The sequence below is a fragment of the Algoriphagus sediminis genome (assembly GCF_030403435.1).
In the GTDB taxonomy this organism is placed as follows: Bacteria; Bacteroidota; Bacteroidia; order Cytophagales; family Cyclobacteriaceae; genus Algoriphagus; species Algoriphagus sediminis.
This window is the reverse complement of the sequence record NZ_JAUEPH010000004.1, coordinates 79,078-102,991: the sequence shown is the minus strand read 5'-3', so window position 1 is coordinate 102,991 and position 23,914 is coordinate 79,078. Positions and strand designations below refer to the sequence as shown.

Genomic DNA, 23,914 nt, shown 5'->3' with positions numbered 1-23,914 from the left:
CATTTGGCCAATGAAATAGATTTTTAATCCGATTCCTTCATATTTAATCACTTCATTTAACACTGACATTTTTTAGAACCTTAGAAGATATGACAACACTCAAAGAAACCTTTGATCAGGTCAAAACAAACATTGGGAAACCCTACTTAGACCTAGAATTTCTCCTTCTCAGTTTGAAATCTGTACTTGAGAAAAATAGTGAAAAAGCAATTGCTGGGGAAATTCCATGGATTTCTACCCATCAACTTGAAATTTCAGAAATCACTCCAAAACATGTCCAGCTCTATTCACTAATCTTCCAACTAGTGAATTTGGTCGAGATCAATGGGGCTGTACAGAATAGACGTAAACTTGAAGATGAGTCTCTTGAAAGCATCAACGGCCTTTGGGCAAAGAATTTCCAAGATTTGATCGATCAGGGAATTGATAAAAAAGAGATACTCAACTCTCTTTCTGAAATAGCAATAGAGCCAGTCCTGACGGCTCATCCTACTGAAGCTAAACGTGCCACTGTTTTGGAACATTATAGGGAACTCTATTTGCTCATGGTGGAGCGCGAAAACCCTATTTTTACAAGTGCCGAGAACCGAGAAATAGAAAAAAATATCGAGCAAACTCTTTACAGGCTTTGGAAAACGGGGGAAATCTATCTTGAAAAGCCACATGTCAAAGATGAGCTAAGAAACATTCTTCATTATTTGGTTAATGTCTTTCCCGAAGTTATTCCAATTTTAGATCGTAGGATGCTTCAAGCAGCCGAATATGTCGGCCTAGATACGGAGGAAATTTCTATTCATCATAATTTCCCCAGAGTGACATTTGGGGATTGGGTAGGGGGTGATCGGGATGGGCATCCCCTCGTAACTGCAGAATTGACATCGCATACCTTGATGCAGTTAAGGTTAAATGCCTTTGTAGTATTAAGGAGAAAGTTGCTTCAGCTTGTTAAGCGAATCAGTTTCAGTCTCGAAATTTCAGATTCTACAAAAGAGCTTCAGGCGAGAGTGAAGGAGATGTCCAAAGAGCTGGGGAAAAAGGGTAAAGAGGCACTGGAAAGAAACGAAAAAGAAGCTTTTCGACAGCTTGTAAACCTGATGCTTTATAAACTCCCCATAGATTTGGCAAGAGGGCATGCAACCAAACTTTCGGAACATCCAGGTGCTTACCTGCATTCTGCAAAGCTCAAAGAGGATTTACAGCTGTTGCAAAGAGCTTTAGTAGCCTATGATGCCAAAACCATCGCTTATGATGATGTTACATCAGTCATTCGAACAGTGGATGCCTTTGGATTTCATTTAGCAGCCTTGGATATAAGACAAAATTCTGCTTTTCATGATAAAGCTGTAGAGCAGCTTTTGGAGGCAGCACAAATGTCCGAGACTAACTTTAGTGAGTGGTCAGAAGAAAAGCGCGTAGCATTTTTAAATAAAGAATTAACCTCTTCGCGTCCATTTACCCATCCTGAAGCGGTTTTAGGACCGGAGGCTACCGCCGTTATGGAATGTTATAGGGCTATTGCCTTTTACTCTAAAAAGTATGGCTTCAACTGCATTGGATCCTTCATTGTTAGTATGACCCGATCAATTTCTGATCTTTTGGTGGTGTATCTACTGGCAAGAGAAACAGGGTTAACCTTTATTTCAGATGAAGGTATGGTTTCAGAAATCCCGGTGGTCCCACTTTTGGAAACTATAGAAGATTTGGAAAATGGCGAGGAGATTATGAGACAATTTTTGGCTCATCCCATCACACGAAGAACCCTGAAGCACATTCAAAGCAGAAATAACCAAAATCAGCCTACTCAGCAAATAATGGTAGGCTACAGCGATAGCAACAAGGATGGGGGTATTATGGCCAGCCAATGGAATCTTTACAAGGCTCAGTATAAACTAGTAATGGTGGGAGATGAATTTAGGGTGAAAATCCGATTCTTTCATGGAAAGGGTGGGTCCATCAGTAGGGGGGCAGGACCAACGCACTATTTTATTAAAGCAATGCCCCACGGTGCTCCAAACGGCGATTTAAGATTGACCGAACAAGGAGAAACTATCGCACAGAAATACGCTAATAAAGTAAATGCTGCATTTAATCTTGAATTGCTGGCAGCCAACACTTTGAACAAATACTTGAGAGATAAGCATTCAAAAAAGCAGTTTCACCCATTGGCAGATACCCTCGAATGGCTGGCAAATAGCTCAAAACACTACTATGAAAACTTAATGAACCAGGAGGGTTTTATTGCCTTTTTTCGACAAGCCACTCCGATCGATGCCATAGAAAATTCGAAGATAGGTTCTCGCCCGGCCAAACGAACAGGGATGAATACATTGGCCGATTTAAGAGCAATACCTTGGGTATTTTCTTGGGCTCAATCCAGGGTGCACATGACAAGCTGGTATGGGGTAGGATCCGCACTTTCTGAATTAAAAGCTGAAAGACCAGAAGCCTATGAGAAATTAAAAAAAGCGCTGAAGACAGATGCTTTTGTTCGCTATGTTTTCACTAATATTGACACAAGTCTGGCTGCCACAGATGAGAATGTATTTGAACTTTATCTGGATTTGGTGGAAGATCAGGTGCTAAGAACAAAATTTGCTGATCAGTTTAAAAAAGAGCTGGCCTTGGTGAAGGATCACATGAGTTACCTTATCGAAAGACCTTTTAGTGAGAGAAGAAAAAATCATTTCAACTCTAACCAGCTTCGAGCTTCTCTGATGCAATCATTACACGAAAAACAAGTTTCCATTCTTAAGAATTGGAGAAAAGCCAAAGACAGCGACGATAAACTGGCTGCTAAGCTTCAGGTGGAACTCCTACTCACTATCAACGCCCTTTCTGGTGCAATGAGAAATACGGGATAATTTGAATTTTTTTAAATCACCTTCAATTCAAGATTTATTTAAAAAACAATAAAAATCTAATTATCAATATTTTATGTCAAATAATGACTATCAAAAAAAAGTAGCCTACTTCTCTATGGAAATAGCCATAGATCAGACTATGAAGACCTATTCTGGTGGCCTAGGTTTTTTGGCCGGATCACATATGCGCTCAGCTTATGAACTCAATCAGAATCTGGTGGGAGTCACTATGCTCTGGAAGTACGGGTACTATGACCAGGTACGAGCAGAAAACTCGCATATGGAGGCGAAATTCATACAAAAGTTTTATTCATTTTTAGAAGACACGGGAATCACAGTGGATATTAAAGTACACGATGGACTGGTCAAGGTTAAGGCATATTTGCTTCGACCTGAGATTTTTGGAACGGCTCCAATCTATTTCCTATCCACGGACCTCCCAGAGAACGATTATGTCTCTCAGACCATCTGTCATCACCTTTATGATTCTAATTTGAGTACAAGGATAGCCCAGGAAATCATTTTGGGTGCCGGAGGAGCCAAAGTTCTGGAGCAAGTAGGTGATATCGATATCTATCACATGAACGAAGCGCATCCCTTGCCACTGACTTTCTACCTATACAGCAAACACAGAGATTTTGAAAAGCTCAGATCTCAAGTCGTTTTCACTACACATACCCCGGAAAAAGCAGGGAATTCTGAATACGACTTTAACCTTTTATTCAAGATGAATTATTTCTCAGGTCTTGAACCAGAGGAGGTCTACCAAATATCAGGTGAAAGGGGAGAAAAAATGGGCTGTACGCCTGCGGGTTTAAGGATGAGTAAAAAAGCTAATGCGGTATCTCAGTTGCACAAAGAAGTAGCCAGAGATATGTGGAAGGACGTGGTCGATCCAAGGCATATTTTGGGTATTACAAATTCCCAAAACGCCAAATATTGGCAAGATTATAAACTTGCAAGACACCTGAAATCCGGGGATGATGAAGCTTTACTGGCAAGAAAAAAAGAACTCAAAAAAAGACTATTTCATGAAGTAGCTCTTCAGGAAGGTGATCTTTTCGATGAAAATGTTTTGACCATCGTTTGGGCAAGAAGATTTGCAGCTTATAAGAGGCCTGAACTGATTACCAGAGATCTTTATCAATTCCTGGATCTGTTAAAGGATTCAGAATACCCAGTGCAAATCATTTGGGCCGGAAAGCCATACCCAAAAGATCATGGGGCTGTGGAGATTTTCAATCACCTAATCGATATCACTTACACCCATAAAAACTGTGCGATATTGGTAGGTTATGAGTTAGATTTAAGCGCCAAAATCAAAAAAGGAGCTGACATCTGGCTAAATACCCCCAGGATTACCCGTGAAGCTTCAGGCACAAGCGGAATGACTGCTTCCATGAATGGAGCCTTAAATTTGAGCATCAATGATGGTTGGATTCCAGAATATGCCAAGGAAGGAGAAAACTGCTTTATCATTCCTTCAAGAACTGACTTTAATTCAATTGAAGAGCAGGATGATGCCGATTTCGATGCTCTAATGAAAGTTCTAAAGGAACAAGTTCTACCAACTTATTACAAGAATCCTAAAAAATGGCTCGAGATGATGAAGGCAAGTATGCAGGACATTTTTCCTTTCTTCGAGTCTGGACGAATGGCCGATCAGTACTACAGAGAACTATATAATGCAGAGGTAAAAGAAGATCTAGTGATCAAAAAATAATACTATGAAAACTTTAGGAATGATAGGTGGAACATCCTGGCATGCGACTACAGATTATTATAAGTTGATTAACGAAGGGGTAGGAAAGAAGATTGGAACCGCAAATAACCCTCCTTTAATTTTGCATAGCATTAGCATTGAAGTGATGCGTAGACAGGTGAGGGATGAAATTCATTCCAAGTATCTAGATGTGGCTCAAAAGCTGGAAAAGGTTGGTGCCCAGGCTATCATCATTTGTGCCAACACGCCACACATGGCTTATGACTATGTACAGCCCAAGATCAATATTCCTATTCTCCATATTGCGGATGCCACAGGTCAAGAAGCCAAAAGGTTAAACATTCAAAAGCTCGGATTACTTGGAAATAGACCTACCATGACCGGTAACTTCATACCCGGACCTCTTAAGGAGAAATTTGATATAGAGACAATTATTCCCGAAGAGGAATACTTAGATCAATCTCATTATTATATATCAAAAGAACTCACACAGGGAATATTTTCCGAAGAAGCCCGTAAATTTTATTTAGGACAAATGGAAGCCTTAAAAAACAAGGGAGCTCAAGGCATCATTCTTGGATGCACAGAGCTCCCTATTCTATTTAAAGAAACCAGCATTGACCTGCCTCTTTTAGCCACTACTCATTTGCATGTTCGAATGGCCATTGATTTTATTCTGAGTAATTGACTTTTAAACTTCTTTTCCTTTAAGCATTTTATTCCAGTAGAGATAAGGAAGGCCATATTTCTTTAACATCCACAGTCTCCAATGTTCTTTTGCGCTATCGAAAACTAGCATTTGCTTCAGCTTAGGGTCTGGGATGAAATTCTGATCATAATCGAATTCTGCCAAAACCATTTTACCATAACCCGTAACAAGGGGACAGGATGAGTAGCCATTGTATGACATAGAACCAATCTCCTGACTTTTGATCATGTTACGAAGATTATCGATAACGATAGGTACCTGCTTTCTGATAGCTGCCCCTGTTTTTGCCGTAGGCAAACCTGCTACATCACCCATTCCAAAAATGTTGGGAAATTTTACATGCTGAAGGGTGTGCTTATTTACATCCAGCCAGCCAGCATCATTTACCAAACTTGATTCTCGGACAAACTTTGGTGCCGCCTGTGGGGGAGCCAGATGAAGCATATCAAAAGGAACCTTGATATATGAATTACCGGACAATTCCTCCTTAATCTTGTTATGCTCGCTTATCACGCATTGACTTTCTGATGGATTGACCCACTTGAAAGTGACCACATTTTTTTCATTATCAATATGCACTGGAGCATAATGCGGACGGAAATGGATTCCGTAGCGTCTTATAACATTATTTAGGGTAGCCGCAACTCTTGGAACACCAAAGATTACAGTTCCCGGTGTGGCAAAAATCACATTGGCATCAACTTTATTTTTTTGGAAATAATCAGCTGCTAAATAGGCAATCTTTTGTGGTGCTCCACCGCACTTGATTGGAGTATTGGGCTGGGTGAACACCGCATTACCACCTTTGAAGTTTTTGATGACGTCCCAGGTATGATTCGGATCGGTGTAATTACTGCAAACATTTCCCTTGTCCAAAGCCTCTGGTAAACCCTCAATCAAGGATGGCTCCATAACCAGCCCTGGGGCTACAATAAGATAGTCGTAGGTAATTTTTCCACTTCCTTTGGTTTCAACTGTATTATTTTCGGGATCAAAACCACTTGCGTAATCCTTGATCCAATCCACACCTTTAGGCATGACCTCAGCCATGGGTTTTCCTGTCTTTTCGAATTCGTAGGTTCCTGCTCCAACCAGCGTCCAGGCTGCCTGATAATAATGCATGTCTGCAGGTTCAATTAATCCTATGTCCAGGGACTTGTCTTTTTGCAGGAGCATGGAGGAGGTCATGATTCCAGCCGTACCGCCTCCAATAATTAAAATTTGATAATGTGACTTCATAGTATGGGTTTTCCTTTTTCAACTGTGCAGTTTATTAAATTTTTAGCAGTTCAAAAGTGATAATTGTCACTTTATGGCCTAATTCAAAATAAATCAACTACAGGAAACTGATTAGCCAAACTTCCAATTCTATTTGGTCTCATTAAGAGAAGAGATTTTTTTTGTTCAAGGACTTTTTGAATCGTCCTTATCATTTTGAGTATGCTACCAATTTTTTTGAATGTAAAAGGCAAAATCGCTTTAGATGCAACATTGTTGTATTAATAGAGATGTGCTGTATATTAGTATTGCAGTAGGATTGGTAAATTTTATTTATTAATAAATTTCACGCTACCTATTAAAAATCAGAAAATTAAGAATCTATTCTAGAGGATTTAACCCTAGAAAATGAAATAAAAATATTTGTTGCGACCATGAAAAGTTTGAACCTTACCTATACCCACGGTAAAGAAATCCTTATATCCCTAGCTCTTATTTTCTTTTTTTTCGGATGCGGAGAAAGTAAACAAGACGAAAGCCTAATTAAAGCCTTTGAACTCCATAATGAGTCAATGGAAGTAAGGAAATCCACAGAAGAAAAGATTTCCGTATTATTAGCAAATCAAGATTCTGCTTTTACCGCAAAGCACTCCGGTACATTAGATTCCTTGAACTCCGCTTTGGCTGCATGGGATGAGCAGGTAATAGAAGTACCAGGGTTTGAGCATAGCCACAATGACCATGACCACGACCATTCAGGGCATGAACACGATCACGATGGACATGATCACGACCATGACCATAGTCATAGCCATGGAGATGAACCAGATCTCACACCAAAACAGCACTTAGATGTTCAGCAGCACCTTTTGGACGAGATTAAAGCTTTAGAAAAGGCTATTAGTGATATTAAAGAATAAATTTTGCGAAATGCTTTGGCCAAAAGGCCGAAAAAAGCTTACAGTGATGTAACTTCACCCAACCAAATCAGAGACCCTGTAAGGGATCCAAAGTAACATTCATTTTTAGCAGAGTAACATGATATTAAGTGGCCTTGAAATAGCCGAGCGTATGGGTAAGGATATCGCAATCGAACCCTATAATCCTGAGCAGCTAAACCCAAACAGCTATAACCTCAGACTTCATAATGAGCTGATGGTTTATGACAAAGAAGTGCTCGATATGAAGGTGGAAAATAAGGCTTCGAAGATCATTATTCCTGAATCTGGTTTGAGGCTAGACCCGGGTAAACTATACCTTGGGAGGACAGTGGAGCATACCCGAACCGATACTTTGGTACCAATGCTAGAGGGCAGAAGTAGTATTGGCAGGCTAGGTATGTTTGTACACGTTACTGCAGGATTTGGCGATGTAGGATTTAATGGATTCTGGACACTTGAAATATTTGTGGTTCAGCCCCTTATCATATATCCGAATGTAGAAATTTGCCAGATTTATTATCACCATTTGGATGGAGAATACGCTAAATATAGAAGTGGAAAATACCAGAACAATAGCGGGATTCAGGCCAGTAGACTCTTTGAGGATTTTAAGAAATAAACTTCCGGCTAGGTATTTTTTCTTTTGAAATCGTGCCAAAGTAAAAAGAAAGCCTTGACCAAGGCACTATACCCAATGCTGGTAAGACCTACTTCCAGGAGGTGTTAGATGCCGGGTATGCGGCCAACTACTGGCTTTGCGAAGGAAGAAATTATACCTATTTGCATTCAGGTGAAAATGAGTTTCTTGACAATTCCTTCGATAAAGATGCGATAGAACCCTTAAATCGAATAATTGCCTTTTTGGATGAGGTTTTAGAATAAGTTGGCAAAGGCATATTCCTATCAACTTCTCAATAATATCTCTAGGTAAGTGAAAACCAGCCTTTAAATTCTTATTTTCATAGGTTCCGAAATAGAAATCTATGTGTGACAGGCTTTCAAATAAGGCATACTCAACGTTTTTAAGCTTCCTACTTTTTGCTTTTCTGCTTACCCTAGTCTCCTGTAATGAAGATGAAGAGAATGCTCCGCCGGTTGTACAGTTTAAAGGAATAGCTGCGGCGTTTAATGATCAGGTGGAAGCTCTGGAATATTCTCTCACCATCTTCGTCGATCAACCTGGAGCTGGTGGAACGGCTGAAACCTGGGTTCCAGTGGGTTTTATGGATGTGGATGCTGGACATGCATTTGTGAAACTGGAACGCCTAAATGCTGATAGTACTCAAACTACCATCATAATAGGCTATTACCCAGATAAAATACCAAATGACCCCAATCAGCTCGAAACTAATGGAGAGCTACGTGATGATACCAAACGCCTTTTTGAAGTGAGTAAAAAATATGTCTTAACTAAGGAGAATTTCGATAAGGCTTTGGCTTACATAGAATCCGTAGAAAGGACAAAGAAGAAGTATCACCTCAATAATTATAACTGTGCGGATTTCGCCATACAGGTTGGTCTTGCAGCTGGAGAAAATGTTCCCGATACTTATGGCGCTTGGGATATTAATTTTGGAATGGGGAAAAGGCTGACAGGTGGGGGATCTAACCCTGGTAACCTTGGTCAGGATTTAAGACAATAAGCGATGAAAACAAAATTCAACATAAAGGTTTTTAGGAAGATGCCGGTTTTTGTTTTGTTCATGGTAATGGCATCTTGCTCGGATAAATCTCCGATCGTTAAGGACCTGCATATTTCATTGGGTACTCTCAGTACTGAGGATATTTTGTTAGACTACTTCACTTTTTCGGATTCCATTAGGACGAAGGCTATTCCAACTTACAACTCCCTCTTCCAGAAAATTAAGGATAACATTTCCCAGGGTTCTTTTGAAGTGATGAAATATAAGCGAGCCCGAAAAAAGTGGGCGGATGTTGCCCAGGTGAATCCTTCTGAAGATCAATCTAAGTTAGTTGTGGTCAAATACGCTAATGGGGAGTACCTATACGTAAAGTGTAACGGGAATAAGATTGAATCAATGATTACGGTAAGAAAAGGGGATTTGATTTCTGGGTGGCTGTAGTTGGTTTTCAGTTTTCAGTCGTCGGTTTTCAGTTGGCAGGGTTAAAAAATTCACAATTCGACATTCATCATTCAAAGTTCGTTATTTCCCAAATCCCCATGGCTATCCGACTATTTAGCTAGACGGGCTTAATCAGGAATGACGTGTGACTTATTACCAAATAACCAATCAACGAATCCCTGATTCCAAACCCCTATATTCTTCATTCCCAAATCGTAAATCCCAATCCCTTAAATCTTAAACAGAAAATGCTTAACTTTTAACCACCTGATAATCCGTAATAATTAATTTTTAATCCATTCCGATAGCTATCGGAACAGGCTTTAATTTATTTTTAACCAAAAACAAAAGGAGGATACTATGGCTATAGACGGCGATATCAAATTTTCATCATTTTCAGGATCATGTGAAATCGAACGAAGCAAGGACCGAACACTATTCAATGCATTCTCTTTCTTGACTGAAAGACCGGGAGATCCAGGAGATATAAGAATAAGGTCCCGGCATTCCCACAAACCAATTACTGTGACTTGTGGAATTGATAAAGCAGCACCAGAAGTCTGGAGCCACTTATGCCGTGGTAGGAAAATCGATGAGGTAGAAATACGATTATGGCATAATAATGTGGAAGGTGTCCAGATTAATTACACGACTTTTACCTTGACCAATGCCAGAATAGTTGGTTGTGAATTCACTCAACTCCATAACCTTAAATCCAATGGAGCAGAAATGGCTACAGAAGCGATGGTGGAATACAGTATTGCTTTTGAGAGTATAGTTGTCACTTACGACGATGGAAGTGGAGCCGTAGAAGCAGTGGATTCCTGGATAAAGTCAAGGGTTTGATTTGAGCATTGTTAGTTGCCGTTGTCAGCTTTGAATCGTCGGTTGGCTTAGATTTTTTTTGTTTTTTTTGTTTTAGTCATTTCGAAAAATAGGAGCCTATTGACTCAATGAGACCGTCTGATTATCAGGTGGAAGATTTTCTGTCTGCAGCTACAACTATTATAATCCCAACTAAAACTCCGATATTCAAAAAATCACTTTTTAAGTTTAACCGATTTACCCAACTGATTAATGATTCGATTTCTTTGTTCCATTACCTTAGTACTGCTGCTTTTTGCTTGCAAATCTCATCAAAACCTATTGGAAGATGGAAGTACTTATACCAACTTCCGTGGATTCATTCCAATTGATCCTATCGAATATCATGATGAAATTCTTCTTTCAAAAGATGGGGATCTTTATACCAAAGACATTAAGGTGATGGATAGCGATGAGATTTTTCAATTTCTCAATAATGAAACCGTTTTAGTAAGTATAGGTCAGGTAAATGCCGAAGGTGGTATTTCTTACTTGCCGGTGACGGTGTCGACCAAAAATTCAAGTTACAAGGTGACTATGGATTATATGAAGTTCGCTACTTTGGCAGAGGTTCGGCAGGATGGATCCTTTATTGGTTTTCGCAGAGTAGGTGTGGGTCTGCGATTAATCACCTTGCTTACAACAAATGAATCTGGAATTAATATTGGAGATTTATCCTCTATAGGCCTCGCGGCAAAGCAAGGTTCTGTAAAAGGTACTATGATGATAGAAGTAGTAGGAATTAAATCTAGAGAGGTGACCACATTACTTCCACTTCCATCGGAAATCAATCAGACCACAATTCAAAACGCTATGCAGGCCCTTGCCACTATAAAGTCTAAAATTTATGACGAAGACACAGAGCTATTTCCTCAGGTAATGGCGATTAAACCAGATAGTACCTCAAGAAGAAGAGCTCCTTTACCGGACTTTTCGGATGGAATATCGGATATTCCTGAGGCCCAACCGGAAAACCCATCAAATGAACACTTACCCATGCTAGGAAATTCCGAAGGAGGAGTTGAATCTGGACATCCTCCAAGACAAAGCGAAACTGATCCGATGAATAATTATGGAAATGATATTTTACTTCAAATAGGAGGAAGCAAGAGTACTGTAAGTAAATACCAAAATGCTAAAAATCTTGAAAAAATGGCTTTTGATTATCTTTTTCAGAAGGATATAGACCGTGTAATAGCAACTTTGGATGCTGCAGAAAGAGTCTATCCTGGTTTTCATAGTGTCTATGATATAAACAGAATGCTAAAAGCTGAAAGATCGGATCTCAGTGATCCCGATTCACCAAAGTGGAAAGAGGTCTATTCAAGAATTCTCAATGATTATCCTTGGAAGCTTTCTGATGAAATCATCGAAAGGCTAGAGGAAAAAATAGGGTTCTGATTTGAAAGAAATTGACAATCTAGAAGCAAAAGTAATATCTATCTTTAACGACTGGAATTTTGATCCTTTCAGTGAAGAATAATTAATTACAAAAATTGTTAAGGCGATGTGTTTACATCGCCTTTTTTTATCCCAAAATCAATTAAAGATTAAATTATTTTATTAGCTCAATCTCCATAATATTATTGGAAATGGGGGCAACAGAAATGTTTTCTTTATCTTTTTGAATATAGAATATAAAAGACCCTGTGTTTCCCAAATTCCGAACTTCTTTCTTTTCTCCATTTAGAAAGTGAAGGACAGTGTTGTGCTCGATTTCGTTTTTTGCAATATCATTTCTTTCACTCATTCCACGGCCAAGCCCATAACCTACAAAAGCCGCAAGAATCATTATCGCCATAACTAGCAGAAATGCGGTGCTGGCATCCACTGCTGAAACATCTTGAGTTTTGGTCTCATTTTTTTTATTTCTCAAAATCATCAGGTAATAGAAAATGGATCCGACTAAAATTAACAATACCAGAAGAATAGGCTTGTCAGTTAAAATAGCCACCGGACCTAGCAAGACGTCCAAAATTCCTGCATAATTCAGAAAGTTAATTCCGATCAATCCGTAATAGATTGATTCCGCAATAATTCCCAAAATCAAAACATACAGATATCCGAGAGGAAGAAATTCGGAGAGAGTCATTTTTTTAGAATCATTATTCGAAGAAGGAGGGAAGAGCATAAATGGAGAAGATGATGGCCTGTCTGTTTAATAACCTGAATATAATCATTGGTGTTTTTCCTTACTAGTCGATCGGTTGTCAGTCGACAGTTTTCGCTTGGCAGTTCTTTTTTACTGACTTATCAATTCACCAACCAGCTAACACCAGATTCTTATTCACTTTGTTCGGTAATCCCACATTCTAACTCAAACTTCTAAACCCTAACTAAAAAAATTTAGCTTCCACTTTGCACAGGGAAGCCCATTTGTGCCCACACCAAAATCCCTTCGTCAATTATTGCTGTGTTTTCATATCCATAACGTCTCAGCGTATTTAGCACACGCTCTGATGCTGCATGTGGACAGGCACAATAAATGACGATTTGAGTTCCATCATTCGGGATATCATGGATAAATTCATCAGGTTCTGCATAGTATGGAACCGGGGCAGCACCTGGAATATGCATTTGCCTCCAAGCTACCTCAGATCTGGCATCGAGAATGATCATCCGCTTTCCTTCTTCCAAAGCTCTGTTCACCTGTTCAGCGGCCACAAACTTTCCTTCACGCAACTCAAAATCCGGCGCTTCATTTTCAGGGTTAAGGATCAACTGCTCTGCAGTAGGCACGGTCACACTTTCTGGCATAGGTATATCCCAACCAGAGGCTCTACTTCTCAAAAAAGTCGTTAGATCATCAATTTCATTACTTTTTAAACTGTCCTTGAAGGCCATCATAGGAGTTCCATCGCGACCTTCAGCAATAGCATATCTGAGAAAATGATCAGTAGCAGTAGCGAGTAGCATTGGATTAGCTAGGGCAGGAGCGGAGATTCCTTCCCCTTTGTTTCCATGACAGGCAGCACAGTGTTGAGAATACAGGATAGAACCATTTTCAATATTACCCATGACAGGCTCTCTGGAAAGCTCTATCCTCTCTTTCACTCCAGCCATTTGGTTTAGGTATTCTAAAAGAAGTTCGATCTCAATATATTCAAGAGGCCCTCCATGGGAATCGTAGTAACCACCCATTGCGGTATTGGCTCGACCGAATTGAATGGTATACCTCATAAAATTGGTGCCCTTGCTTGTGCCGAGCAAAGATTTTGAGCGAAGCGAAGGGGCATTATCTGCAGTATATCCTTCACGGTTTTCTCCATGACATAGAGCACAATACTTTACATAAAGTTGGGAAGCATGTTCTATTGCCAAGGTATCAAGGTCAGCCAAAGGACTTAGCTTCCTGGCAAGGATAGCCTGCTCTTGAGGTTCCTGTACGAACTCTAATTGCATGCCGTAAGCAAATTCAGAAGAAATTATCAGACGATCAGTCATTTTATCCATAGCCTCTTCGGGGAGTTTCGACTGAAAATAATGATAAGTGGAATCCAGGTTCTCCACATCGAATTGTACGGCATAGACGCCTTCACCATTATCCATGACAAGTTCGCCTAGATCAGAATTGAATAAGGCTGATTCCAAATAAATTTTCTGATGCCTGAAGACCGGAAAAGAAATACTGGAATCGCTTTTTGAGTCTGGGGTTAATCCCATTGATTCGTATTTGGCTGATACTTCCTTTGGGTTCTGAACAGCAATTTTGATCCCTGAAATCCCTACTACACCATTTGGGTGTGTATTGTACATTCGTCGAAAAATGTAATAGGTATTCCAATCCTTTTGCACATCTGCATAACCATAATCAATACTCTCTATAAATCTTGGCAATAGGCGCGGTGGGTTTGCTGAATTGAAATCCAAACTCTTTCTCTGGTCATTTCCATTGTCCCAAGACCATCCTTTGACCTCTTCTCCTGAAGTTCTGTAAGACTGAACTGAATCTGTTTTTAATCCGACTTTATTTAAAGTCATGTAGGTCGAATCAATAGAGGAAGTAGAAAGCGAAAAGAGTCTAACACCATTTTTGATCTCAGCATCTGAAGAGAGGAAATCAACAATGCTATCCTGGCTTAAGGCATCATTGGCAGACAATAACTCAAAAACAGTCATATCCCCTAGAATTATGGAACTTGAAAGAGTTCCGTCAAAGGCACCATCTGTAATTCCTCTGTAAATATTGAAGCCGAGCGTATCTACAAAATATTGCTTTGCTTGCTCAATATCTTCAACCAAAAGTGTCGTCTGACTCAATCCAATACCCTGACCTGTCAAAAACGGCTTAGGCTTCTCAATTCTTTCACATGACAAGCTCAAAACTATCAAAACGAAAAGTAGTGATGTGACAGTTGGGTTTCTTAAAATTTTATCCATGAGGTAATTTAAATGCAATTTTGTTGCATAAATATAGGCCAAAAGCCTATTTAAAAATCTTGAATGAGTAACTTTAATATTGTGCTTTTACGGGATGTTAAACAAAGAAATCAAATTAATCCAAAGTAAAGCTCAGATCACAAATGAAAATACCAAACTAGAAACTAAAGGCCATCAGAAATAATCATTTCATAAAATGAAGACCTGGAAATACCTTTGGATTACCCTTAAATTCACCAAAATTTTACGTATGCCTAAAATTAGAATTTTCATCAAGGCTATAATGTTCACCGCAATATTTGGCTATTCAACGCTAATTCATGCGCAGCAAAGAGCCTATAAGGTGCCTGAATTTGCCAAAAACTGGAGTAGGCCAGGGCTTCATCCAGACCATATCATACTGAATTTCGGTCAGGATGCGGCTACCACCGCAAGCGTGACATGGAGAACCTCACTTGAAGTAGGCACCAGCTATGCGGAAATTGCTATCGCAACAGGTGCTCCTAAATTTTGGAGGACAGCAGAGACCTTCGAAGCTAAAACAGAAATATTGGATGCCTCTGAGGTATTAGATGCTCAGGTAATCTCTAAATATCACTCGGTTACTTTTAAAGGCCTTAAGCCTGCTACTCTTTATGCCTATCGGGTCGGAGACGGGAAGATTTGGAGCGAGTGGATTCAGTTCAAAACCGCTGCTGTAGAAGAGGCACCATTCTCATTTTTATATGTGGGCGACGCCCAAAATTATATTCTTGAACTATGGTCAAGACTTATCAGGGAAGGATATAGAAGGGGACCTGATGCCAGTTTCATAATCCATGCAGGAGATATGATCAATAATGCTCACAGTGAACGACAGTGGCATGAATGGTATTCGGCAGGAGGTTTTATTCATAGTATGGTACCATCTATAAATGTTCCTGGAAATCATGAGTACGGATCTACTTCGAATGAAAATGGAGAGCGGGAGCTGTCTGTTCAATGGAATCCGCAGTTTACGCTTCCTGAGAATGGGGTAGAAGGTTTAGAAGAAACTAACTATTACATCGATCACCAGGGGATGAGAATCGTTGCTTTGAATAGTCTCAGAAAACAGGAGGAACAGGCTGTTTGGCTTGAAAAAGTGCTTTCGAATAATCCAAATAAATGGACCGTTGTCACCTATCATTATCCTCTATTTTCTGCATCTGCTGGAAGAGATAATAAGGAGCTGAGAGATTTATGGAAACCCATTTTTGATAAATACAAAGTTGATTTAGCCCTTCAAGGGCATGATCATGCTTATGCCAGGGGACGGGTCGAACCTGTTATTGCTGAGGGGGAGGAGAATATCCTCGATGGATTGAACAAGCGTGATTATACTGGTACTGTTTATGTCGTTTCGGTAAGTGGGGGCAAGATGTATCCACTTCGCCCAAATGCCTGGGAAGGCTGGGATGCCGAAAGAGATCGTGCGGCTGAAAATACTCAACTCGTGCAGGTAATCGATGTGAATGGAGATAGCCTTTCCTATCAGTCATTCACTGCGGCAGGGGAGCTTTATGATGCTTTTGATTTAATCAAGCAGCCAGATGGAAAGCCAAACCGATTCATAGAAAAACGTGCTTATGCTTTGGAGCCAAGGAGATTTGATAACACAATTGCTTATGAGGATCAATTACCCGCGGAAATAGAGAAAGAGATTGCTGAAAAGTACTCTGATTTCGAAATCGCACGAGTGATGATTATGGACGATGAAGAACTTCATGGCTATAAGGTGCTTTTGCAAAATGAAACCCAAAGAAAAGTTTTGGACGTTTCATTCGATGGAAAAATTCTGAAAGAAGAGAATTTGTAACTCCTCCGGCCAAATGAACAAGGTTATAGATAAAGAAAATTTCATTCTTCAATCCCCAACAACAGCTTTCCTTGTAGGTTTAGGGTTCTTTTGTGTCTTTCTGGTTTCCTGTTCAGAACAAAAGAAATACGAACTTTCCTATTCATGGGCGCCTGTGGAGATTACTTCTGAAATCAAGAAATCAGAAGAAATTGAGGCTATAATTAATCCTTACAAGACGAAACTGGATTCGATCATGGATGAGGTTATTGGATACAGTGCCAAGGACCTGACAACTGAAGGGAGATATGAATCCACCTTGGGAACCTTTGTCACAGAATTGCTTCACAAGCAATCAAGTGCCCAGTATAATACAATTGTCGATGTAGCGCTTATGAATCATCATGGGGGTTTGCGAGCTCCCATAAATGAAGGTCCTGTCACCGTTGGAGAAGTCTTCCAGGTAATGCCTTTTGAGAATGAAATGCTTTTACTTGAAGTTCCTGGAGATAAACTCTTAGAGATCATAAAGTTTGTGGGGAATAGAAATAGTAGTATGATTTGGCCCGTAAGTTTCGATGTTTCTGGTGCTGAAATTCTTAACATTCAAGTGGATGGCAAAGAAATCGAATCAGACAGAACTTATATCTTATCAGTAAGTGATTATCAGGCAAATGGAGGAAGTGGTTTTGAAATGTTGCAGCCCCTGAAAAGGCTAGACATAAAACCTATCCTTCTTAGAGATATGATACTTTCTGAAATAAGAGAACTAACGGCCAGAGGAGAAAAAATAAACACCAAAATAGCCAATTCAATTAAGGTTATCGACTGATGAAAAGAAGACAGTTTTTACTTCGTTCTTTGAGTGCTACTGCCTCGATGGCATTCTCCCCATTCATATTTTCTTCTTGCAGACCAAGTCTTCATGGCAAAAAACTAACCATTCTTCATACCAATGATATGCATTCCTATATCGAGCCTTTCGAAGAGGGGAGGTACCAAGGACTTGGAGGAATGGCAGCCCGGGCAAGTATTGTGAATAAAATTCGGTTTCAGGAAGCCAATGTAATGCTTTTGGATTCAGGTGATGTGTTTCAGGGAACTCCCTATTTTAATTTATTTGGAGGTGAACTCGAGCTGAAACTGATGAGTGAAATGGGTTATGATGCCACCACAGTCGGGAATCATGAATTTGACAATGGAATAGGGGGATTGGAACATGCTATGCAGTTCGCGAACTTCCCTCATTTGATTGCCAATTATGACTTCTCGAGAAATACCCTTTCTGGTAAAGTTAAACCCTTCAAAATCTTTGAAAGGGGAGAAATAAAAATTGGCGTGTTTGGTCTTGGAATAGAACTGGAAGGATTGGTGAACTCGAGAATGTATGATGGAACTCTCTATATTGATCCCATTGCGACAGCAAAGGAAATGGTCCAGGAGCTCCAGAAGCAAGGTTGTGACTTGATTGTATGCCTTTCACATTTAGGTTATGATTATGGAGACTCCCGAAAACCATCGGACTTAATACTAGCAAAAGAGGTCAGTGAAATTGATGTGATCCTTGGTGGACATACCCATACTTTTATGGAAGAGCCTCTGCTTCTGACCAATTCTGAAGGGTTCACTACCACTATTAACCAAGTAGGTTGGGCTGGAATCAATCTGGGTAGAATTGATGTGATGTTTACGGAAAAAGGGAAAAAGGTGGTGGCCTTTAACCCCATGCCCTTGTTAAACAAGGTTTAATAAGTCTGTCCACCAACAGAAATACCACAGCTGGAAATCAATGATCGTGCCCAGCTTCTTCTTTCATTAGCTCTGAAATTAGGTAATAGGCATTGTTTGTAGCGAATTGAGCATCTGGCGAAACAGGATTGTGAAGCTTGATTTCTAACCAGCCGCTATTTTCCACTCCTATACTGACTTCCATCGGGGTAAGATTCCACTCCATTTCTCCATTCCCTTCAACTTGTTCGGCCTTAAAAATATAATACCGATTACCATCCATTGCCACAGCATCCTTTGGCAAGGCAAAAGAAGTTTCTGCATCAAACAGGATCTGCCCTCGTGCATACATCCCTGGCAGGAGGGAGCCATCCTCATTTTCAAGCTCGGCATGAATATTCACTGCCTTAGTATCATTTTCAAACATCTTACCTACTGAAAAAATAGTCGCCTCATGCATAATGTCTGGATTAGACTCTACAATAAACTGTACCGTCTGCCCTTCTTTAATTTTTTGAATGTCACTCTCAAAAACCTTGAAATGAGCATGAATGTGATCGTTTTGGATGATTTCAAATAGTACTTCTTCAGGAGCTACATACTGCCCCGTGCGTACTCCTATATGCTGTACATAACCAGCAATAGGAGATCTCAAAGGTACATTCCCAGAAATCTCACCGGCTTTCACCTTGTCTAGTGAAATCGAAAGCAATTTCAGTTGTTCTTCCAGCCCTTTAACTGAACCCTGAAGGGTAAGATAATTGGCTTTTACCCGCTGAAAATCACGGCCTGAAGACACGGATTCATTGTAAAGCCTTTCCTGTCTCTGATAGTCTTGCTCAGCGAATTCTAATTCATTAACCTGGTTTAAATACGTTGTTTGAAGTTCGATCAGGTTTGGATGAAACATATAAGCCAGTATTTGACCTTTGTTCACTTTATTTCCTTCTATGACTTCTACTGAGCTGATGTTGGCTCCGACTATGGATGTCACCGCCGCCTGACTTTGAGGTGGAAGGGTCAATTGACCATTGGTCTCCACAAAACCCTGCATAGGTCTTTTTTGCAGGGAATCCACCTCCAGACCCAGAGATTGGAATTGCTGAAGAGAAAGGTGAACTTCCTCAGCATGTCCATGTTCTTCTTCCATTGAGACCTCATTTTCAACTTTGGGCTGACAGCCCAAAGCCAGAAAGAATAAAAAAGCCAGTGTATAAAATTGATATATCGTCTTCATATCGGGTTATTTTTTCAATAAGTACATGAGGTAAAATTTTGACTGTAGGTAAAGAGCCAGAGACTCTAAGCCTCTCAGTTCAGTCTCTAGAGCTGAATTTGAATTCTGGAGAAATGCCACATAGTCAATGGCTCCCTCACGGTAGGAGAGGGCCGCTCCTCGCAGCTGCTCTTCGGCAGTTGGAATGGCTTGATCTTTATAATATTCCCAGCTTCTGAACCATTTTTCGTAATTGGCCATAGCCACTTCGTATTGATTGTTGAGTTGAATAGTGGTTTCGCTGAGGTTTTGCTGAGCAATGGCCGTTTCAACTTTAGCCGCCTGCACATTTCCTTTTTGCTGATTAAAGAATAGAGGAAAGGTCAGGCCTACTTGATATTGATGAAAACCACTGCGTCCATTTACATTTTGAATTCCGTACATGGCATTGAGTTTTGGCCAATAACCGGCCTTTTCCAGACTCACTTCTTGTTCCCTTGCCAGAACCTGATTTTGAGCAAGCAAAATCTCTGGATGTGTGGCCAAAGAATCAATTTCTGAGCTCACAGGCTGCATCCATGCTCTATCCTCAGGTTTTACCTGAAAGAGGGTATCGGATAGAAGCCATCGATTCAGATTTTGAAGAGAGATAGAATAATCATATTCGGCCTGACCTCTTTGAACATTCACCTGCCTCGCCTCATTAGCTGCTGCCAAATACTCCAATCTGGATGTGGCATCCACCTCAAGCCTCAGGGTGGCGGCTCTTTCAAAGGCTGTATAAATAGAATCGATCTTTTCAAAAAGTTTCAGTTTTTGAAAGGCGATAAATGCATTGGCATAATCCTCTCTGACCTTACGCTTCAGATCTAGCATCACCAGCTCTTTATTCGACTCAGACAGTCTCTGGTAAGCCTCAAAACGCTTTTTACGGGCAGGAGAAGAGAATATGTCAATGTTTTGCTGCTGAAATCCAATGATGGTATTCACCCCATTAAATTCTTCACCTATTTCCTCACCAGCATTAAAAATCCCTGTATTACCCAAATCAAGACTGGTTTTCTTAAGTTTCTCCTGTTTTTCTATCATTAATTCAGCAGCCTGAATAGAGGGATAAACTTCAGAGGCTCTTTGGATAGCTTCCTCCATGCTAATGGAATGTACCTCTTGAGCATTTACTGAATTAACCGAAGCCAGAAACAGTATGAAAAGGGAAGCCATGACTATTTTCGGCTTATTTCCCATTCCTTTTTCAGTCCAGGAATAAAGAACAGGCAAAACGAAAAGGGTCAGCAGTGTTGCGGTAAGCATACCGCCAATCACCACCGTGGCTAAAGGTCTCTGTACTTCAGCTCCTGCAGAAGAAGAAAGAGCCATAGGCATAAAGCCCAAAATATCCGTCGACGCAGTTAGTAGGATCGGTCTGATCCTACGTCTTGCACCCTGAATAATCCGATCCTTGAGGGGTAAATCTGTATTTTCTTTTAGATCATTCCAGCCATTTATTAACACCAGCCCATTTAGGACTGCAATACCAAATAGTACGATGAAACCGATACCAGCTGAAATACTGAATGGCATGTCTCTGAGCCATAGGGAAAATACCCCTCCAATAGCTGCAAGAGGTATAGCTACATAGATCATAATAGTTTGTTTTAATGAGCGAAGTGCAAGGAAAACAAGAAGAAAAATGAGCCCAAGAGATATAGGGACCACTATTTGAAGTCTTTGTGTGGCTCTTTCCAGATTTTCAAATGCTCCTCCATATTGGATATAATATCCCGGTGGCAGGTCAAGGTTTTCGTCCAAGACGCCTCGGATTTCTTCTATAAGAGATTTCACATCCCGACCCCTGACATTGATTCCCACGTAGGTTCGTCTATGGGTATTGTCACGACTTATTTGCATGGGGCCCGGCCTATAAGCTACATCAGCAATCTCACTGAGTGGAACATTTTTACCGGATGGGAGTGTGGCCTGGAGGTTCTTTACATCCGAAAGGTCTGATTTAAATCTATCGTCCAAACGAATTACCAGATCAAATTTCTTTTCCCCTTCGAAGACAGTCCCCGCTTTTCTTCCTGCCAAAGCTGATGAAACCAAAGTATTTAGGTCACTGATATTCAATCCATAAAAAGCCAGTTTATTTCGGTCATATTGAATGCTGATTTGCGGTTGACCTTCGGTAGCTTCCACATGAATATCCCCCACACCTTCCACATTACTGATTAGGTTGCTTACTTCTCTGGCCTTACTGGCCAGAAGGTCCAAATCTTCCCCAAAGATCTTCACCGCTACATCTTGACGAATACCTGTCATCAGTTCGTTGAATCGCATCTCAATAGGTTGAGTGAACTCATAATTTATTCCAGGAATCTGAAGAAGTCTGGCTTTCATCTTTTGAATGAGCTCCTCTTTACTATCGGCAGTAACCCATTCATCTTTGGGCTTCAGAATAATATAGCAATCTGCCAAATCCATGGGCATGATATCCGTAGGAAGATCAGCTACTCCGACTTTGCTGAGCACCTGTTTTACTTCAGGGAACTCCTCGAGTAAAACCTTTTCTACCTCTGAAGTGATTTTTACGGATTCGCTCATGGCTGTTCCCGGCCGCATAATGTCGTGAAATGCAATATCTCCCTCATCTAATCGAGGTATAAATTCTCCTCCCATACTTGAAAAAGTTATATAAGCCAAAACCAGTAAAATCACTGCTGTACTTACAATCCAAACACCAAAATTCATCACTGAACGAAGTCCATATTCATACTTGTTTTCCAACCAATGCACAAAGCGATCTCCCCATGAATTACTTTTGCCACCAGCTCGTAAAAACCACGCAGACATCATGGGAACATAAGTGAAACAGAGTATAATCACCCCAATCATGGCAAAAATGAAGGTAAGAGCCATGGGTTGGAACATTTTACCTTCAATACCTTGTAACGCCAAAATCGGAAGGAATACAATCAGAATAATCAATTGACCAAAGAAGGCTGAACGCATCATTTCTTTGGAGGCTTTTTCAGCCGTTTCGTCTCTGACACTAGCATCAATCTTCTCCTTATTTAGGACTTTTTGATAAAGCAAGAAGACCGTTCCTTCCACGATGATCACGGCTCCATCTACAATGATTCCAAAGTCTATGGCGCCAAGGCTCATGAGATTCGCCCAGACATCAAAGACATTCATCAGGATAAAGGCGAATAGCAGTGAAATAGGAATGGTTGAGGCTACAATAAGTCCTCCCCTCCAATTACCCAATAGGAAGACCAAAACGAAAATTACAATTAGTGCTCCTTCGGTAAGGTTTGTGGTAACGGTACTGGTAGTACTTTTAATTAGTTCTGTTCGGTCCAGAAAACCTTCTATAGAGATTCCTTCCGGTAAGCTCGCTTCAATCTCGATCATTCGCTCCTTAACCAGCTTGATTACGTCATTGGAGTTTTCTCCTTTTAGCATCATGACAATTCCACCCACGGCCTCGCCCTCTCCATTTTTTGTGAAAGCACCATAGCGAACAGCATTTCCGAAACCTACTTTAGCGACATCTTTCACTTTAATGGGAACCTCATTGATGGTCTTCACCACTATATTTTCTATATCGCTGATATTTCTAACCAGACCTTCTCCCCGAATAAAATTGGCCCGGTAGTCATACTCAATGTATGCACCGCCCGTATTCGCATTGTTGTCCTGCAATGCCTGAAAAACTTCATCCATGCTGATATTCATGGCATTCAGTTGATGGGGGTTAATCGCCACCTCATACTGTTTCACCGCTCCGCCAAAAGCATTTATTTCAATTACACCCGGGATCATGGACATTTGTCTTTTGATGATCCAGTCCTGAATAGTCCGAAGGTCGTAAAGCGAATATTGATCTTTAAAGGCAGAATCTACTTCCAGAGTATATTGATAAATTTCTCCTAAACCTGTGGTGATTGGTCCCATAATGGGAGTCCCAAAATTCTCTGGAATCTCGTCTCGAAGCTCATTCAGCTTTTCAGCAACAAGCTGTCTGGGTAAATAGGTACCCATATCATCCTCAAAGACAATGGTAACCACAGACAATCCAAAACGTGAAACCGAACGAATCTCTAACACACCGGGAAGATTGGATACTGCCATCTCGATAGGATAGGAGACATATTGTTCAATTTCTTCCGTACCAAGATTTAGTGACTGTGTGATGACCTGCACCTGATTATTTGTGATATCAGGTACGGCATCAATCGGCACCTTGCTGATACTCCAAATACCAGCTATAATGATCGCTATTGTGAAAAGCATAACGATCAGTTTATTCCTTATGGAAAAGGAGATAATTCCATGAATCATGTATAATTATGTTTTGTACGCAAAAAAAAG

18 protein-coding genes are annotated in these 23,914 nt (G+C 40.4%); 13 read left to right on the top strand and 5 right to left on the bottom strand.

Annotated elements, in window-relative coordinates:
• Positions 1-89: 89 nt before the first annotated feature.
• The 3 genes from QVH07_RS09730 to QVH07_RS09720 all read left to right on the top strand — a co-directional run bounded on the left by QVH07_RS09730 (position 90) and on the right by QVH07_RS09720 (position 5,272).
• Positions 90-2,861, top strand: coding sequence for a phosphoenolpyruvate carboxylase (locus tag QVH07_RS09730; protein ID WP_289999984.1), 2,772 nt, complete (start codon positions 90-92; stop codon positions 2,859-2,861).
• A gap of 73 nt (positions 2,862-2,934) precedes the next feature.
• Positions 2,935-4,584: an alpha-glucan family phosphorylase gene (glgP, locus tag QVH07_RS09725; protein ID WP_289999983.1), complete on the top strand. Its 1,650-nt coding sequence runs from the start codon at positions 2,935-2,937 to the stop codon at positions 4,582-4,584.
• Between the two features lie 4 nt (positions 4,585-4,588).
• Positions 4,589-5,272: an aspartate/glutamate racemase family protein gene (locus QVH07_RS09720; protein ID WP_289999982.1), complete on the top strand. Its 684-nt coding sequence runs from the start codon at positions 4,589-4,591 to the stop codon at positions 5,270-5,272.
• A 3-nt stretch (positions 5,273-5,275) separates the two neighbouring features.
• Here the strand turns inward: QVH07_RS09720 and QVH07_RS09715 are convergent, their stop codons facing one another.
• Positions 5,276-6,532, bottom strand: a complete 1,257-nt coding sequence (locus tag QVH07_RS09715; RefSeq protein WP_289999981.1) for an NAD(P)/FAD-dependent oxidoreductase — start codon at positions 6,530-6,532, stop codon at positions 5,276-5,278.
• A 413-nt stretch (positions 6,533-6,945) separates the two neighbouring features.
• Here QVH07_RS09715 and QVH07_RS09710 point away from each other — a divergent pair, with 413 nt between their 5' ends.
• The 7 genes from QVH07_RS09710 (at position 6,946) to QVH07_RS09680 (ending at position 11,801) form a co-directional block, all read left to right on the top strand.
• Complete coding sequence (locus QVH07_RS09710) at positions 6,946-7,431, top strand: hypothetical protein (protein WP_289999980.1); 486 nt, start codon at positions 6,946-6,948, stop codon at positions 7,429-7,431.
• Positions 7,432-7,549: 118 nt separating this feature from the next.
• Entirely contained in the window at positions 7,550-8,071 is a 522-nt protein-coding gene (dcd, locus tag QVH07_RS09705; protein ID WP_289999979.1) for a dCTP deaminase, read from the top strand.
• Between the two features lie 101 nt (positions 8,072-8,172).
• Positions 8,173-8,334, top strand: coding sequence for a hypothetical protein (locus tag QVH07_RS09700; RefSeq protein ID WP_289999978.1), 162 nt, complete (start codon positions 8,173-8,175; stop codon positions 8,332-8,334).
• Between the two features lie 101 nt (positions 8,335-8,435).
• The gene (locus tag QVH07_RS09695; protein WP_289999977.1) at positions 8,436-9,095 is read left to right on the top strand and encodes a hypothetical protein; all 660 of its coding nucleotides are present in this window, start codon (positions 8,436-8,438) and stop codon (positions 9,093-9,095) included.
• A 3-nt stretch (positions 9,096-9,098) separates the two neighbouring features.
• Complete coding sequence (locus tag QVH07_RS09690; protein ID WP_289999976.1) at positions 9,099-9,536, top strand: hypothetical protein; 438 nt, start codon at positions 9,099-9,101, stop codon at positions 9,534-9,536.
• Positions 9,537-9,896: 360 nt separating this feature from the next.
• Entirely contained in the window at positions 9,897-10,382 is a 486-nt protein-coding gene (gene tssD, locus QVH07_RS09685; RefSeq protein ID WP_289999975.1) for a type VI secretion system tube protein TssD, read from the top strand.
• A gap of 231 nt (positions 10,383-10,613) precedes the next feature.
• Positions 10,614-11,801: a hypothetical protein gene (locus QVH07_RS09680; protein ID WP_289999974.1), complete on the top strand. Its 1,188-nt coding sequence runs from the start codon at positions 10,614-10,616 to the stop codon at positions 11,799-11,801.
• A 154-nt stretch (positions 11,802-11,955) separates the two neighbouring features.
• Here the strand turns inward: QVH07_RS09680 and QVH07_RS09675 are convergent, their stop codons facing one another.
• Both QVH07_RS09675 and QVH07_RS09670 read right to left on the bottom strand, forming a co-directional pair.
• Positions 11,956-12,492, bottom strand: coding sequence for a hypothetical protein (locus tag QVH07_RS09675; protein ID WP_289999973.1), 537 nt, complete (start codon positions 12,490-12,492; stop codon positions 11,956-11,958).
• A 254-nt stretch (positions 12,493-12,746) separates the two neighbouring features.
• Complete coding sequence (locus tag QVH07_RS09670) at positions 12,747-14,780, bottom strand: c-type cytochrome (RefSeq protein WP_289999972.1); 2,034 nt, start codon at positions 14,778-14,780, stop codon at positions 12,747-12,749.
• Between the two features lie 250 nt (positions 14,781-15,030).
• On the opposite strand from QVH07_RS09670, the gene QVH07_RS09665 reads away from it, so the two are divergent.
• The 3 genes from QVH07_RS09665 to QVH07_RS09655 are packed head-to-tail and all read left to right on the top strand — an operon-like array spanning position 15,031 to position 18,345.
• Positions 15,031-16,617 carry a purple acid phosphatase family protein gene (locus QVH07_RS09665; RefSeq protein ID WP_289999971.1) on the top strand — a complete coding sequence of 529 codons (1,587 nt, stop codon included), beginning with the start codon at positions 15,031-15,033 and terminating at the stop codon, positions 16,615-16,617.
• A 13-nt stretch (positions 16,618-16,630) separates the two neighbouring features.
• Entirely contained in the window at positions 16,631-17,428 is a 798-nt protein-coding gene (locus QVH07_RS09660; protein WP_289999970.1) for a 5'-nucleotidase C-terminal domain-containing protein, read from the top strand.
• Entirely contained in the window at positions 17,428-18,345 is a 918-nt protein-coding gene (locus QVH07_RS09655; protein ID WP_289999969.1) for a bifunctional metallophosphatase/5'-nucleotidase, read from the top strand. The genes QVH07_RS09660 and QVH07_RS09655 overlap by 1 nt, the downstream gene beginning before the upstream one ends.
• 37 nt (positions 18,346-18,382) lie before the next feature.
• Here the strand turns inward: QVH07_RS09655 and QVH07_RS09650 are convergent, their stop codons facing one another.
• Both QVH07_RS09650 and QVH07_RS09645 read right to left on the bottom strand, forming a co-directional pair.
• Positions 18,383-19,561 carry an efflux RND transporter periplasmic adaptor subunit gene (locus QVH07_RS09650; protein WP_289999968.1) on the bottom strand — a complete coding sequence of 393 codons (1,179 nt, stop codon included), beginning with the start codon at positions 19,559-19,561 and terminating at the stop codon, positions 18,383-18,385.
• A 6-nt stretch (positions 19,562-19,567) separates the two neighbouring features.
• Positions 19,568-23,884 carry a CusA/CzcA family heavy metal efflux RND transporter gene (locus QVH07_RS09645; protein ID WP_289999967.1) on the bottom strand — a complete coding sequence of 1,439 codons (4,317 nt, stop codon included), beginning with the start codon at positions 23,882-23,884 and terminating at the stop codon, positions 19,568-19,570.
• Positions 23,885-23,914: the final 30 nt, after the last annotated feature.

What these genes read in the sequence shown, in the direction of transcription:
- QVH07_RS09730 (WP_289999984.1), top strand. Translation starts at nt 90, where the DNA reads ATGACAACACTCAAAGAAACCTTTGATCAGGTCAAAACAAACATTGGG.
- glgP (WP_289999983.1), top strand. Translation starts at nt 2,935, where the DNA reads ATGTCAAATAATGACTATCAAAAAAAAGTAGCCTACTTCTCTATGGAA.
- QVH07_RS09720 (WP_289999982.1), top strand. Translation starts at nt 4,589, where the DNA reads ATGAAAACTTTAGGAATGATAGGTGGAACATCCTGGCATGCGACTACA.
- QVH07_RS09715 (WP_289999981.1), bottom strand. Translation starts at nt 6,532, where the DNA reads ATGAAGTCACATTATCAAATTTTAATTATTGGAGGCGGTACGGCTGGA.
- QVH07_RS09710 (WP_289999980.1), top strand. Translation starts at nt 6,946, where the DNA reads ATGAAAAGTTTGAACCTTACCTATACCCACGGTAAAGAAATCCTTATA.
- dcd (WP_289999979.1), top strand. Translation starts at nt 7,550, where the DNA reads ATGATATTAAGTGGCCTTGAAATAGCCGAGCGTATGGGTAAGGATATC.
- QVH07_RS09695 (WP_289999977.1), top strand. Translation starts at nt 8,436, where the DNA reads ATGTGTGACAGGCTTTCAAATAAGGCATACTCAACGTTTTTAAGCTTC.
- QVH07_RS09690 (WP_289999976.1), top strand. Translation starts at nt 9,099, where the DNA reads ATGAAAACAAAATTCAACATAAAGGTTTTTAGGAAGATGCCGGTTTTT.
- tssD (WP_289999975.1), top strand. Translation starts at nt 9,897, where the DNA reads ATGGCTATAGACGGCGATATCAAATTTTCATCATTTTCAGGATCATGT.
- QVH07_RS09680 (WP_289999974.1), top strand. Translation starts at nt 10,614, where the DNA reads ATGATTCGATTTCTTTGTTCCATTACCTTAGTACTGCTGCTTTTTGCT.
- QVH07_RS09675 (WP_289999973.1), bottom strand. Translation starts at nt 12,492, where the DNA reads ATGACTCTCTCCGAATTTCTTCCTCTCGGATATCTGTATGTTTTGATT.
- QVH07_RS09670 (WP_289999972.1), bottom strand. Translation starts at nt 14,780, where the DNA reads ATGGATAAAATTTTAAGAAACCCAACTGTCACATCACTACTTTTCGTT.
- QVH07_RS09665 (WP_289999971.1), top strand. Translation starts at nt 15,031, where the DNA reads ATGCCTAAAATTAGAATTTTCATCAAGGCTATAATGTTCACCGCAATA.
- QVH07_RS09660 (WP_289999970.1), top strand. Translation starts at nt 16,631, where the DNA reads ATGAACAAGGTTATAGATAAAGAAAATTTCATTCTTCAATCCCCAACA.
- QVH07_RS09655 (WP_289999969.1), top strand. Translation starts at nt 17,428, where the DNA reads ATGAAAAGAAGACAGTTTTTACTTCGTTCTTTGAGTGCTACTGCCTCG.
- QVH07_RS09650 (WP_289999968.1), bottom strand. Translation starts at nt 19,561, where the DNA reads ATGAAGACGATATATCAATTTTATACACTGGCTTTTTTATTCTTTCTG.
- QVH07_RS09645 (WP_289999967.1), bottom strand. Translation starts at nt 23,884, where the DNA reads ATGATTCATGGAATTATCTCCTTTTCCATAAGGAATAAACTGATCGTT.